The sequence below is a fragment of the Ensifer sp. LBL genome, assembly GCF_050435225.1.
Taxonomy (GTDB): domain Bacteria; phylum Pseudomonadota; class Alphaproteobacteria; order Rhizobiales; family Rhizobiaceae; genus Ensifer.
Genome location: NZ_JBNDJY010000010.1, coordinates 129,691 through 143,051 on the forward strand (window position 1 = coordinate 129,691; position 13,361 = coordinate 143,051).

General features: G+C 60.5%; 12 protein-coding genes. 4 read left to right on the plus strand and 8 right to left on the minus strand.

The window, feature by feature from the left end:
* Nucleotides 1–10: 10 nt before the first annotated feature.
* From rfbC to OKW20_RS30135, 8 genes are all read right to left on the minus strand, one after another.
* On the minus strand, nucleotides 11–583 hold the full coding sequence (gene rfbC / locus OKW20_RS30100) for a dTDP-4-dehydrorhamnose 3,5-epimerase (RefSeq protein ID WP_043616181.1): 573 nt from the start codon (nucleotides 581–583) through the stop codon (nucleotides 11–13).
* A 59-nt stretch (nucleotides 584–642) separates the two neighbouring features.
* The gene (locus tag OKW20_RS30105) at nucleotides 643–1,746 is read right to left on the minus strand and encodes a hypothetical protein (RefSeq protein WP_429178146.1); all 1,104 of its coding nucleotides are present in this window, start codon (nucleotides 1,744–1,746) and stop codon (nucleotides 643–645) included.
* A complete protein-coding gene (locus tag OKW20_RS30110; protein ID WP_429178148.1) occupies nucleotides 1,743–3,677 on the minus strand; it encodes a glycosyltransferase family 2 protein in 1,935 nt (644 codons plus the stop codon). The genes OKW20_RS30105 and OKW20_RS30110 overlap by 4 nt, the downstream gene beginning before the upstream one ends.
* Before the next feature lie 148 nt (nucleotides 3,678–3,825).
* Nucleotides 3,826–4,638 carry a sterol desaturase family protein gene (locus OKW20_RS30115; RefSeq protein WP_429178150.1) on the minus strand — a complete coding sequence of 271 codons (813 nt, stop codon included), beginning with the start codon at nucleotides 4,636–4,638 and terminating at the stop codon, nucleotides 3,826–3,828.
* Nucleotides 4,639–4,718: 80 nt separating this feature from the next.
* Nucleotides 4,719–5,516, minus strand: coding sequence for a 3-methyl-2-oxobutanoate hydroxymethyltransferase (locus tag OKW20_RS30120; protein WP_429178152.1), 798 nt, complete (start codon nucleotides 5,514–5,516; stop codon nucleotides 4,719–4,721).
* A gap of 48 nt (nucleotides 5,517–5,564) precedes the next feature.
* The gene (locus OKW20_RS30125) at nucleotides 5,565–6,791 is read right to left on the minus strand and encodes an NAD(P)/FAD-dependent oxidoreductase (RefSeq protein ID WP_429178154.1); all 1,227 of its coding nucleotides are present in this window, start codon (nucleotides 6,789–6,791) and stop codon (nucleotides 5,565–5,567) included.
* A gap of 48 nt (nucleotides 6,792–6,839) precedes the next feature.
* Nucleotides 6,840–7,157, minus strand: a complete 318-nt coding sequence (locus tag OKW20_RS30130; protein ID WP_429178156.1) for a MocE family 2Fe-2S type ferredoxin — start codon at nucleotides 7,155–7,157, stop codon at nucleotides 6,840–6,842.
* A 30-nt stretch (nucleotides 7,158–7,187) separates the two neighbouring features.
* Nucleotides 7,188–8,279 carry a fatty acid desaturase family protein gene (locus tag OKW20_RS30135; protein WP_429178158.1) on the minus strand — a complete coding sequence of 364 codons (1,092 nt, stop codon included), beginning with the start codon at nucleotides 8,277–8,279 and terminating at the stop codon, nucleotides 7,188–7,190.
* A gap of 164 nt (nucleotides 8,280–8,443) precedes the next feature.
* Here OKW20_RS30135 and OKW20_RS30140 point away from each other — a divergent pair, with 164 nt between their 5' ends.
* The 4 genes from OKW20_RS30140 (at nucleotide 8,444) to OKW20_RS30155 (ending at nucleotide 13,328) form a co-directional block, all read left to right on the plus strand.
* On the plus strand, nucleotides 8,444–9,475 hold the full coding sequence (locus OKW20_RS30140) for a LacI family DNA-binding transcriptional regulator (protein ID WP_112772535.1): 1,032 nt from the start codon (nucleotides 8,444–8,446) through the stop codon (nucleotides 9,473–9,475).
* Nucleotides 9,476–9,651: 176 nt separating this feature from the next.
* On the plus strand, nucleotides 9,652–10,464 hold the full coding sequence (locus tag OKW20_RS30145; protein ID WP_429178161.1) for a TIM barrel protein: 813 nt from the start codon (nucleotides 9,652–9,654) through the stop codon (nucleotides 10,462–10,464).
* A gap of 227 nt (nucleotides 10,465–10,691) precedes the next feature.
* Complete coding sequence (locus OKW20_RS30150) at nucleotides 10,692–11,621, plus strand: sugar ABC transporter substrate-binding protein (RefSeq protein ID WP_043616196.1); 930 nt, start codon at nucleotides 10,692–10,694, stop codon at nucleotides 11,619–11,621.
* A gap of 165 nt (nucleotides 11,622–11,786) precedes the next feature.
* On the plus strand, nucleotides 11,787–13,328 hold the full coding sequence (locus OKW20_RS30155) for a sugar ABC transporter ATP-binding protein (protein ID WP_429178163.1): 1,542 nt from the start codon (nucleotides 11,787–11,789) through the stop codon (nucleotides 13,326–13,328).
* The last annotated feature ends 33 nt before the right edge of the window (nucleotides 13,329–13,361 follow it).

The following is a 13,361-nucleotide window of genomic DNA, read 5'->3' on the forward strand; positions in this document are numbered from 1 at the left end:
TCCTCTAAAATTATACTTCGACCAATTCGAGCGGAGTCCCGTCATAGTCGAACGGACTATCGAAATCGCTGAGCAGCTGCTGCTGCCCGTCCTTCGGACTCAACATCGGACCAACCCCTTGCGGCAGTGGCCACTCGACACCGATCGCTGGATCGTTCCATAAGATGCCCCCATCGTTCTGCGGCGAATACAAATTGGAGACTTTGTATGTTACTTCCGTAGACGGATCCAATGTGACAAACCCATGAGCAAAGCCCACTGGAACATAAAGCTGATGGCCATTTTCAGCGGAGAGTTCGGCGCCGACCCAGTGCCCGAAGGTCGGTGAATTCCGGCGGATATCCACTGCAACATCGAACATTCGACCCCGGATGCAACGAACAAGCTTAGCCTGTGCAAAGGGCGGTGTCTGGAAGTGCAGGCCTCTCAGAGTCCCAACGGGAGCCGAAAGTGAATGATTGTCCTGAACGAACCGATCGCCGATGCCGTAACCGGCAAAAGCCTTCTCATTGTAAACTTCAGTGAACCATCCGCGATCGTCGCCATATCGTTTGGGACGAAGCAACACAACCTTGGAAGTCATTACAAATACCTTATGTGAAAAGGCCCGGGCTCCTAAACCCCACCAACCGCGCGACGAACCTACACTTGTCGCCCTTCAAGAACTTCAAGACCCGTATCCGCTGCCGTCGTCATTTGCAATACTGTTTGGTGCATCGCGCCTGCAACCCTGCGACGCAATTCGTCGTCATCAACAAGTTGAAGGATGACCTCGCGCCAGGCATCTGCAGCATAGGGAATCCGCAGTTCCTCGGTATCACGGGACCAGCCGTATGCAATGCTTTCCGAAAACACCCCGGCCGCCTTGTACCGGGCCGCGTCGATCCGCTTCGTCGGCGAACGGCTTTCGTTCACGTGTGAAGGAGAGAGCGGAACAAGCATAATATCGATACGTCGGGTGTTCGCGTCCGCCAAATACTCAGCCCAAGGCATTGGCTCCCGGATCTGCACCCGGTCCAGACCGTGCCAGATTGCCTTGGCACGGCGATCCGCAAATACTTCGAACCGGGCGCGTGGCCGTGCGCGCAGAACTTCGGCAATGATTGGCCGAAGAAACCGATGCTCCTCGAGATGAACTCCGGTCGCATGATACCCAATCAAGACATCTCCGTTTGACTGACAATGCCAATCACCATCACTCCCGTCCCCCCTCCAAAGTTCCTTCGCCGGCGCTGGCGGCAAGATTATTGCCTCCACCCTCGCCAGTCTGGACGCAAGGTGCGGTGTCGAGGCCCAGACGATATCGAGATTCCGGTTCAGTCGGCGAAGCGGCCAGAGGGCGCGGTACCAAAGGAACAGCCGGTAGAGGAAGTCCGCGTCCTTGCCTGTAACAACAGCGGGGATGTCATCATCGAGGAACAGCCCCACGCCGGAGAGATGCTTTGCATTGCTCTCGATCCAGCGCAAGACCGAGGGAGAAGCATAGCGGCAAAGGACGACGAAGGCCCCATCGGCGTTCAGTGCCGGTGTATCTCGACCCCGGATATCGGCCACCTCATATGGTGGCATGCCTGGCGCCTCAAGACGAGCCGCGAGATAATAGTCGAAGGTCGGGTTCGGTATGCGACCGAAAACGATGATCCGCTTCACCGGCCGCCGCGGGCTACCGGTAGCCCCCTGCCGAAGTCGAGGTTGCGGCAATCGCCGCTCGATCCAGCGGGCCAAACGTTCGCGCACGCGCGTCAAACGCTGGACCTCGGTGCCAGACTTCTCGGATAGGCTTCGAGAACGAATTCTTCGGCAATCAACGAGAGGTTCGGATTGTAATATGGATCGGATTTCAAGGTGTCGCTCCAGCGCTCGTGCATGGCTCGTTCTTCGCGCGCGAAGCGCTGAAGTTTTTGTGGCGTGTCATCGGCTCCACGCGAAACGCTCTCTCTATGCAACATTGCCGCTGCCGGGGTCCAGACAATACGCAGGCCCGCTTCCCGAACTTTCAAGCAATAGTCTACATCGTTGAAGGCGACCGCGAGCTTTTCTTCGTCCATGCCGCCAAGGCCGAGCCAGAGTGACTTGCGTGTCAGCAGACAGGCCGCAGTCACCGCCGACATGTCCCGGCGTTGACTGAGAAGCGCCCTATCACCCCGCCCTTTCGGGTCAAGAAAGTGAAAGCTGTGCCGGGCAACCGTGCCGGCGCCGAGCGTAACGCCGCCGTGCTGAACGAACCCGTCCGGGAACAGTAGCAAGTTGCCAACGGCTCCAACCGTCGGATCATCGAGCTCCCCCGCCAACTGCTCCAACCAGTGAGGGCCGATGGGTTCCACGTCATTGTTTAAAAGAAGGATGAGGTCGTGCCGCGCGGCATCGACGCCGATGTTGCATGCCCGAGAGAAGTTAAAGGCGCCTAGAAGCGGTATCCGGCGGATTAGCCCGGCCTGCTCGTACCGGCCAAAGAGCGCCAGCGTGGCCAGTTCGACGCTTTCATTGTCGATGACGAGAATATCCAGGTCCGCTGGCGCCGTGTGTTCGAAGAGACCCTTCAGGCACGCTTCGAGCAGATCGGCCCTGTCGCGCGTCGGTATGATAACGCTGACTGCCGGGCGTTCCCGCTTCGGCTGCGTAATCGTCGCGCACTCTGCTCGACGGCGACATGACGGCCCGGAATGAAGGAGAACCTCTGGCAGATGCAATATCCTTCCTGCCTGAGTTCGGCAGACGGCGAGAGCAATATTGGCACCCGATGTGCGTTCCAGGCAAACGTCCCTGGGGATGTAGATCAGACGAAAGAGCGCCCCTTCGAGCGGAAGCCATCCGGAGACAGCAAGCGGCTCGTTCCAGGCCGGCTTGAAGAAGGGGTTCAGGCGCCTGCCGCGTCTATCAATATGGTCCTCGTCGGAATAGACGACCGCAACATCGGCTGACAAGGTAAAAGGTCGAGCCAGCCTCTCCAGGGCATTCGGCGCAACCCGCATGCCCGCCGGTAGCCGCATCCAAAGGAGGTCGTCGACAGCTTCACTGCTGTTCACCATCATCGTCACGTCCGCTGCAGGCATCTCACGAAAATCGCGCCAGGTCTGCGCTGCAAGCGACATCCTGGTTTCGGCGGCGGCAGCGCTGTCCCTGCCATCTATCGAAACGAGGATATGTGGCCTTCGCGGCCAGTTGCGGGGATCCTCCCGGTTCGCGTGCAACGCCGCCAGCGCCTGGGCCTCAATCCAGTCTTGATAGTCAGGAGCCGAAAGCGAATCGTATTGTCGCACGAAGCGAAACTCTGCCCCTTTCCTGTTGCCCGCGAGAAAGAGTGAAATGATCTGCAGCAGGATCAACGTCCGCCGCAAGGCGATGAGAACGGCGACCTCGATCAATGACATCCGTCGCATCGTAATCTGCGGCTCAATCCCTGCCTTGTTGTTTGCCGTTGCGTCATCGACGAGCAAGGTCATCGCCCGCAACTGCACCGGCATCCAGCCGTAGAAGCGCCCACGGCCTCGCCCGTCAATGAGGAACGAGCGGAACACCGTGTCGGGCGTCCGGCCTTGGCGCCTCAGCGCAAGCCGCGGCCGACGCCCGAGGCGATGGTCGGGATCGCGCACCAGCAGTGTCACCGGGCGGTCAGCGTAATGCCCCGCACCATGCTTCATCGCAACGCTGAATTCATCCTGCGATGGCTCGACCATCTGATCCCATCCATCAACCGCCTGGAGCGGTTTCACATCTCAGTCGAGCCATCCATTCGCAGAAAAGTCGATAGCAAACAACGAAATCGACAGCCGCACCGGTTCAAGTCAGGGCCCCTTTAAGGCAACCCGCCGACACGAGAACGCCTCAGTCGGCCGACGACCCTTCAGCCAAACCCGCTGCACCTGCCGCCTTTCGCAGCTTCAGCGCTGGCGCCTCACCTTCGAAAATCTCCACCCGCCGATCATAGTTCGGCGCGACGGTTCCCATCACGCGGTCCCAGAACGAGAAATAGTTCGCGTAGTTGTATTTGAATTCAGCGTGGTGCTGGTCGTGGTAGGTGGTGCAAAGCATCGGCGAAGGATACCGCGCCGTGCGTGACGCGAAATATTCGAAGCCGGCATGGCCGAAGGTGCCGTTGATCTGATCGAACAGGCGGTGGGCCAGAAGGATGATCGGCGGGAACGGCACGAGAAACGTGATGACGGCGTAGTAGCCCTGGCTCATGGCGGTATCCACCAGGCCAATCGAATCGTTGCTCCAAGCCGTCGGCGCGACGCTGCGGTGATGCAGGAGGTGGTACTCATAAAAGAGCTTGGTGTGCAGCAGCCGGTGGGCGAAATAGAACCAGGCGTCGAAGAGCACCATGCAGAGCACGAAGAGCGGAACGGCCGTCCACCAACTGAACTCCCAGGGCGAAAACAGCGTCCATCCCTTGTACTGGACGAAAAGGCCGATCGCGACCGACGTGCAGGTGACAAGGATCGAGGCCATGCTCTGGCGGATCTCGATGGCCTTGCGCTTCTCGCCGCGCCGCCCCTTCTGAATGCGGCGCTCGGGGTTGCGGTCGTTGAGCCAGGTGATGCCGTAGCCGAGTATGAAGTACAGCGCCACCGTCGCTGCATAAATCGCGGCCAGCAAGCCGACAAAGGTGAGACTGTCCTGAAGAAGGGCGCTCAAATCGTGATCCGTTGCGGAAAGAAAGTTGAACTGGCGCGTGGACTATACCAAGCACCCTCCTCCGCGCAAGCCGTCAGGCTCTAGCCGCGCTCGAGTTCGGCCAGAAATGCCCGCAATTCCGCGCCGTCAATGCCGACGAGGTGACCCTCTTGTGGGTAGCTGCCGGAGCGCACATCCTCGACAAACTCCGCGAACGCGGCGATCCGTTCGCGCTGGAGCCGGTCGTATTCGGCGCCAAAGTTGCGATAGGTCTTGGCGTGGCGCGGCACGTGGCCGCGATTGCTGCCGAGCACGTCGGCAGCAAACAGATATTGGGCGTCGCAGCCTGCCCCCGCTCCCATCGAAAGCATCAGCATCGACGTTCTGGCACTGATCGCCCCTGCGACATTTCCCGGAACAACCTCGATTTCTGCAGCGAAGGCGCCGGCGTCCTCAAGCGCCTTGACCTGCCGCCAGATCTCGAGTGCACTCGCGGCCGTCTTGCCGACGGCACGGAAACCGCCGGTCCAGGTGGCCTTGGAGGGGATGAGACCCACATGGCCGCAGACGGGAATGCCCTCCTCGCGCATCCGCCGGACGGTGGAAAGCCCCGCGGCACAATAGACCGCATCGCCGCCGGCCTTCAGCGCCTTGAAGGCTGCACGCATATAGTCTTCCGCCGTGACGTAGTCGCCGTATTCGAGGCCCGGAAAGGCAAAACAGGTCGGCGCCACCTCACGAAACTCCGGTCCTAAGAGCGTCGGGGGAACCGAAACGAGGTCGATGCCGGCGGCTTCTGCCGCTTCGGCTTCATCCAGCGTTTCGACACGCAGCATGGTGAGCTGGCGCTTGCCCTTCATCGACAGGAGATCGGCAACGGTCGGACGGTGGCTTTTCATGAGACGGCTCCGGAAATCATGGAAACAGGACGAGATTTGCCGCTCGCGCTAGGCGGCGAGGAGTGTTTTGAGCTTGGTTTCGGGCGAGATGAGCGCCTGCTGATCTGGGTGCTTTCCGGCCGAAATCAGCATTTCGGCAAGCCGAATGTCGCGCGCGACCGCATTACCCGGACCTATCCCGGCGGCCGCAAGCAGCCGGCCGGTATCGTCGAGATGAAAAAGAATGAAGGAATCGTCGGCGACTTCGCGTCGCACGATCGTCGCAGCGCCGTCGGCAAGCCCCGCGATCTGCAGCGTCAGATCATACTGGTCGGACCAGAACCAGGGCACACTGGCGATCGCCTCGCCACCGCCGAGGAGATTGCCGGCAACGAGCGTTCCCTGATCCTGCGCATTGCGCCATGCCTCGAGACGTATCCGGCGATCGCCATAGTGACAAAGCGGAAACGAGCAGCAATCGCCGGCGGCGTAGATATCGGGATCGCTGGTTTGAAGCGTTGCGTCGACAGCAATTCCGTTCTCGATCGAGAGGCCGGCGACGGCTGCAAGTTCCGTGTTCGGGACCGCACCGATGCCGACGACGACAAGGTCGGCCTCGACTGTCTCGCCGCCGGCAAGAACGATCCGCGCACGGTTTTCGTCCGCATCGATACGTTCAATCTTCGCTTCGCAGCGTATGTCGACGCCCTCGGCACGATGCCGCTCGGCAACGATCGCGGCGATCTCCTCCGGCACGCCGCGCGAAAGGATGCGCGGCAGCCCTTCGATCAGGACCACGGCAGCACCCAAGCCGCGCGCCGTTGCAGCAAGCTCAAGACCGATGAAACCGCCGCCGATGATCGCAAGCTTCCGGCCGGGCGAAAGTTCGCGGCGGATCTCTTCAGCGTCGCGATGGGTTCTAAGCGTGCGGATGCGACGCGACGCCTCGTCCATCCCGGGGATCGTTCGTGCCCGCGCACCGGTCGTCAACAACAGCCGGTCGTAGGCGATGCTGCTTCCGTCTGCGAGCGTTACGCGCTTCTCCGCGCGGTCAATCGCCACGACCGGGGTATCCGTCAGCACTTCGATCCCTGCCGCCGCGTAGCGCTCGGCATCGGCGACATATTTCGGAACGCCCTCTGCCTTGAGACCACCCTTCGAAAGGGGCGGCCGCTCATAGGGAAAATGCGGTTCCGCGCCGATCAGTGTGACCTTGCCGTCGTATCCCTTTTCCCTGAGGGCAAAGGCGGCCCTTGCGCCGCACTCGCCGGCGCCCACGATGACGATGGAACCCATCTCAACCTCCCTGCCCGCTGCGGCGAGCCCAATCTCTCGAGAACGGCTTCAGCTCAGCGCAATGAACACGCTTCCCGCCTCGACTTTCACCGGATAGGTCCTCAGGTTGACGCAGACGGGCGCGCCCTTGGCCTGGCCGGTCTTGTAGTTGAAGCGGCCGTTGTGCTTCGGACATTCGATGATGTCGTCCATGACCAGCCCGTCGGCGAGATGGATGTGTTCGTGCGTGCAAAGCCCGTCGGTTGCGAAATACTCGTCGTCGGGACTGCGGTAGACCGCAAAGGTGCGCCCGTCGTGATCAAAACGGATCACGTCTTCCTCGTCGATTTCGTCCGCTGCGCAGACTTCAACCCAGTTTCCGTTCATGATTTCCTCCCAGTTCCTGGCATTCGTTGGTTATTCGGCGGCGTGCACGATCGCGTCGCTGTGAAACTCTTCCCGGTAGGGCTTTGCCGTCGCCGGCAGTTCGCGCTTCAGGAAGTAATCTTCGTTCCGCAACTGCCGCAGAAAGGCCGGGATCATTTCTCGGTAGCCGTGCAGCATCGACGGGTTCGGCTCCGGCAGATCATGCTTGATCATGGCGTGCAGCTTCGGCAGCGCGTGGTAAGGCACCATCGGGAACATGTGGTGTTCCACATGGTAATTCATGTTCCAATAGACGAAGCGGCTCACCGGGTTCATGTAGACAGTGCGGCTGTTCAGCCGATGGTCGGTCACGTTGTCGGCCAAGCCGCCGTGCTGCAACAGCCCGGTCAGCACGTGGTGCCAGGCACCGTAGAGCCTCGGCAGACCGATCAGCATCAGCGGCAGGATCGAGCCGAGATAGAAACAGGCGGCGATGGTGGCTGCATAGATCGCAAACCAGATGCGTGCGACCAGGATCGCCTTCGGCTGCTCCATTTCAGGGATGAAAGTCGCTTCCTCGGCGCTGATGATGCCGAACGTGTTGCGCACCATGTCGATCATCGCGTGCCAGACGTCGAGCACACCGAAGAAATTGAGGACGAGGCGCAGCAGATCCGGCGGCCGCATGACCGCGATTTCGGGATCCCGGCCGACGATCACCGTATCCGTGTGGTGGCGCGTGTGGCTCCAGCGCCAGGTGACCGGATTGCGCATGATCATGAAGCAGGCGATCTGGTAGACGGCATCGTTCATCCACATCGTCTTGAACGCCGTGCCATGGCCGCATTCATGCCAGCGGCTATCGGAGGCGGAACCGTAGAGAACGCCATAGGCAAGGAAGGACGGGACGGCCCACCAGGTGCCCCACAGGGTGATGCCGAGTGCACCGAACAGAACGAGACAACCGAGCCAGATCGCAGTGTCGCGGATGGCCGGCCCATCCTCGCGCTTCATCAGTTCCTTCATCTGCTTGCGCGGAATGTCGGTGTGGTACCACTCCGCGGCCGAGAGACCGTTGGCGACCGCCGCCTGGGCATCCCGGCCAAGCAGGCTGTAGTCTCGCTTCGTCGGCATCATCGTCATTTGCGCTCCTCCCCGCGGTCCGACCCGATCTGGCCGGCGACGTCTCATGTCGTGCAATGACGATAGGTTGACTTTTGCCAGGCCTCAATGCAGCAATGATATATTCTCTCAAATGATGTCATAACCTGCATTTCACGCGTGATACAAACCTATCAGGAGCCACGATGAGCAACCGTCCGACCATTGCCGACCTTGCGCGCACTGCCGGCGTCAGCGTCGCCACCGTCGACCGCGTACTCAACGGGCGCCATCCCGTGCGTGAGGAGACCGCGCGCCGGGTCTATGAGGCTGCAAAATCAATCGGCTATCACGCCGTGGGCTTGATCCGGCAGCGCGTCTTTGAGGACCTGCCGCAATACAGACTTGGCTTCGTCCTGCAAAAGCCGGAGCAGGCTTTCTATCAAACGGTGGCGAAGGAAATCGAAAACGCGGCGCTGTCGCTGTCGCATGCCCGCGTCTTCGCCCAGGTCGATTTCGTCGCAAATTCCACGCCATCGGCCATCACGGAAAAGCTTAGGGCCGCCGCAGCCCGCAACCAGGCCATCGCGCTTGTCGCTCCCGATTACCCGGCCGTGACCACCGCGATTGAGGAACTTAAGGAACGCGGCATTCCTGTATTCTCCCTGCTTTCGGATTTTGCCGCCGGCGTCCGTGAGGGTTATGTCGGCCTCAACAATCACAAGGTCGGCCGCACAGCCGCGTGGATGATCGCCAAGGCGGCAAAACGTCCCGGCAAGGTCGCAGCCTTCGTCGGCAGCCATCGCTTTCTCGGCCATGAGCTTCGTGAGATCGGCTTCCGCTCCTATTTTCGCGAACACGCACCCGATTTCGAAGTGCTGGATACCATGGTCAACCTCGACACCGCCGAGATCACCCATGAAGCGACACTCAATCTACTCCAGCGCCACCCGGATCTGATTGGCTTTTATGTCTGCGGCGGCGGCATGGAAGGCGCGATCTCGGCAATCCGCGAGGAAAAGCTAGAAGGCAAGCTAATTGCGGTCGTCAACGAGCTGACACCAGATTCCCGTGCCGCCCTTGGCGACGATGTCGTGACCCTGGCGATATCGACACCGACAGCCGCGCTCGCCCGCGAAACGATCAACCTGATGATCCAAGCGATCGACAAAGGCCCGACCGGTGCGCCAGGACAAACCTTCCTGCCTTTTGACCTCTTTACGCCGGAGAATATCTAGCGACGGGCTGATGGAATACCATCATTGACGAAAGGCAATCTTGCAGGGATGCAAGACGTTTGGGCGTTGCGCGCTTTGACTGCGCTCCGACAGTTGGTGAATTGTCCGCGAGGTTATAAATGGAATGAACGTTCCATTTATAACTCATCACCCATCCCACTGGAGGAGACATTCCCGTGACCGCCCTGCCCTTCGCCCTCAATCACATGACGACGCCGAGCCTGCCGCTTGGCGCATTTTTCGAACTCGCCAGATCGCTCGGCATGAACTCTGTCGAAATCCGAAACGATCTGACCGGCAACGCAATCCTCGACGGGACGCCGGCGAAGGATGTCGCCGCACTCGCCGGCCGTCACAGCATCACGATCATCTCGATCAATGCCCTTCAACGTTTCAACGAATGGAACGGGGCGCGTCAGGTCGAAGCCGAAGAACTCATCCCCTATGCGCGCGACTGCGGCGCCAAGGCCCTTGTCCTTGTTCCCGTCAACGATGGCACCGGCCAGGCCGATGGCGAGCGCCAGGCAAATCTTCGCAAGGCACTGTCGGCGCTGAAGCCGGTGCTCGAAAAGGCCGGGATCATCGGCCTGGTCGAACCGCTCGGCTTCGAGATCTGCTCGCTACGCTCGAAGACGGAAGCTGTCGAGGCAATCAAGGCCGTCGACGGCGAGCAAACGTTCCGCCTCGTACACGACACGTTTCACCATCACCTCGCCGGCGAGCCTGCGATCTATCCCGAGATGACAGGCCTCATCCATATTTCCGGCGTCACCGATGAACGCGTGGCCGTTTCGGATCTGCGTGATTCGCACCGTGTCCTCGTCGATGAAAGCGACCTGCTCGACAATGTCGGACAGATAAGGCGCCTGCGGGCGGCCGGTTATGCGGGGCCGCTTTCCTTTGAGCCTTTTGCCACCGAAGTCCATGGATTGGCGGATCCGGCGTCAGCCGTCCAGCGGAGCGTAGACTATATCCAAAGCCAGATCTGAGCATCTCGGCGCTGGGCCGGCAAATCAACAACGGGCGCCGCATCGGGTCTTGACGGCGTCCGCATAAAATGGAATACATATTCCGTAATCGCAATTTACTGGTTCGTTTGTTCCGTTTTATTCGAAGCGCAGCGGGAGTGCCGCTTTCGAGATGAATGAGCGCAATCCGGCATTGCGTCCCCGGCAGGAGAAGGTGGCGCCGGGCACCATTGTGGAGGAGAAAGACAATGAAGAAATTCGTGCTCAGCACAGCGCTGGCCGTGATGATGTCTACGGCCGCACATGCCGAGACCATCGGCGTATCCATGGCCCTTTTCGACGACAACTTCCTGACCGTCCTGCGTAACGGCATGTCCGACTACGCCAAGACGCTCGATGGCGTCGAACTGCAGATCGAAGACGCGCAGAACGACGTCTCCAAGCAGCAGAGCCAGATCCAGAACTTCATCGCCGCTGGCGTCACCGCCATCATCGTCAACCCGGTTGATACCGATGCGACGGCTGCCATGTCGAAGATCGCGGCGGACGCCGGCATTGCGCTCGTTTACGTCAACCGCGAACCGGTCAACGTCGACACGCTGCCGGAAAAGCAGGCTTTCGTGGCGTCGAACGAGCAGGAGTCCGGCACGCTGCAGACGCAGGAAATCTGCAAGATGCTTGGCGGCAAGGGCAAGGCCGTCGTGATGATGGGCGAACTCTCCAACCAGGCTGCCCGCATGCGCACCAAGGACATCCACGACGTGCTTGCGACCGACCAGTGCAAGGGCATCGAGATCGTCGAGGAGCAGACCGCCAACTGGTCGCGTACCCAAGGCTCCGACCTTCTGACGAACTGGCTCTCGGCCGGTGTTGAATTCGACGCCGTCATTTCCAACAACGACGAAATGGCAATCGGCGCGATCCAGGCGCTGAAGGCCGCCGGCCGTTCTATGGATAGCGTCGTCATCGGCGGCATCGACGCGACGCAGGACGCGCTTGCAGCCATGGCCGCAGGCGACCTCGACGTCACGGTGTTCCAGAACGCCGCCGGCCAGGGCAAGGGCTCGGTCGATGCCGCCCTCAAGCTCGCCAAGGGCGAACCGGTCGACAAGAAGGTCTACATTCCCTTCGAGCTCGTGACCAAGGAAAACCTCGACAAGTACCAGGCGAAGAACTGATCGCCGCAATAGAGAGCGCGGGAAACCCCGCGCTCTCTTTCAAAAATGCAGGTCCGACCGCAAATCTCTGCGTCCAATGGATGCCGTACGCGGTAAAATGAGCTGGTCACCCGCCAGCGATGAGGACTTTCCGCGACAGCCGGAAACGACGGGGAGGCAAGGAACATGACGCTCAGTCCGACAACGATGGCAGCCGTGCGCGCCAGCGGCGCGGTACCCAAGGCCGAATATCTTCTTTCTGCGGAAGGGATCCGCAAGGAATTCCCCGGTGTCGTCGCGCTCGACGATGTCGAGTTCAAGCTGAAGCGCGGCACGGTCCACGCACTGATGGGCGAAAACGGCGCCGGCAAGTCGACGTTGATGAAGATCCTTGCCGGCATCTACACGCCCGACAAGGGCGACGTGAAGCTGAAGGGTACCGAAATCCGGCTGAAGTCCCCGCTCGACGCGCTCGAAAACGGTATCGCCATGATCCATCAGGAACTGAACCTGATGCCGTTCATGACCGTGGCGGAAAACATCTGGATCCGCCGCGAGCCGAAGAACCGCTTCGGCTTCGTCGATCACCGCGAGATGAACCGCATCACCGCGCGCCTCTTCGATCGCCTGAAAATCAAGATCGATCCCGAAATCGAAGTGCGTCACCTGTCGGTGGCCAACCGGCAGATGGTCGAGATCGCCAAGGCGGTCTCCTACGAATCCGACGTGCTGATCATGGACGAGCCGACGTCTGCGCTGACCGAGCGCGAGGTCGCCCACCTCTTCGAAATCATCCGGGATCTGCGCGAACAGGGCATCGGCATCGTCTACATCACCCACAAGATGAACGAGCTGTTCGAGATCGCCGACGAGTTCTCGGTCTTCCGCGACGGCAAGTTCATCGGCACGCACGCGTCGAGCGACGTTACCCGCGACGACATCATCCGCATGATGGTCGGCCGCGAAATCACACAGATGTTCCCGAAGGAAGAGGTGCCGATCGGCGACGTCGTGCTGTCGGTCAAGAACCTCGCGCTTGACAGCGTCTTCCGCGACGTCTCCTTCGACGTGCGCGCCGGCGAAATCCTCGGCATTGCCGGTCTCGTCGGCTCCGGCCGCTCGAATGTCGCCGAAACACTGTTCGGCGTGACGCCGGCAAGCTCCGGCACGATTTCGATCGACGGCAAGACGCTTTCGATCGACAGCCCCAATACGGCGATCAGGAACCGCATGGCGTTCCTGACGGAAGACCGCAAGGATACCGGCTGTCTTCTGATCCTCGATATCCTCGAAAACATGCAGATCGCCGTGCTGCAGGATCGCTTCGTCAAAGGCGGGTTTGTCACCGAAAAGCAGATCACGGCTGCCTGCGAAGAGATGAGCCGCAAGCTCAGGGTCAAGACGCCGAACCTGCAGGAGCGCATCGAGAACCTGTCGGGCGGCAACCAGCAGAAAGTGCTGATCGGCCGCTGGCTGCTCACCAATCCACGCATCCTGATCCTCGACGAACCGACACGCGGCATCGATGTCGGCGCCAAGGCGGAAATCCACCGCCTCGTCACCGAACTCGCCCGCAACGGCGTCGCGGTCATCATGATCTCATCAGAAATGCCCGAAGTGCTCGGCATGAGCGACCGCATCATGGTCATGCATGAAGGCCGCGTCACCGGCTTCCTCGACAGGGCGGAAGCAACCCAGATCAAGGTCATGGAGCTCGCCGCGAGCTGAGCGAAGAGCCACCTGACGAAAGGGAGGAATGAA